The sequence below is a fragment of the Fructilactobacillus sp. X2R1C1 genome (assembly GCF_059901435.1).
Genome location: NZ_JBWXUV010000070.1, coordinates 1 through 289, shown reverse-complemented (window position 1 = coordinate 289; position 289 = coordinate 1). Strand labels below are relative to the sequence as shown.

Genomic DNA, 289 nt, shown 5'->3' with positions numbered 1-289 from the left:
CACCCTGGTTGACAGTGGGTTCACTGTCATTGCTGGTGGAGGCGGAGGCGTTCCGGTCGTCATGACCGATGACGGTGATGTCAAGGGCGTGGAAGCCGTGATTGATAAAGACTTTACGGCTTCGTTAATCGGACAAATGGTCAATGCTGATCAGTTAATTATCCTGACTGGCATTGACCAGGCGGCCATTAATTTCGGTAAACCAAATCAAAGAGAACTGGGATACGTGTCGCTTGACGAACTGGACATGTATCTAAAACAACGTCAGTTTGGTAAGGGTTCGATGGAA

Annotated in this window: 1 protein-coding gene; it reads left to right on the top strand. The window is 48.4% G+C overall.

The features are described 5' to 3' along the window. Positions 1 to 289: amino acid kinase family protein (locus AC6UDG_RS07550; protein WP_500706967.1), on the top strand; the 289-nt coding region annotated here is incomplete at both ends.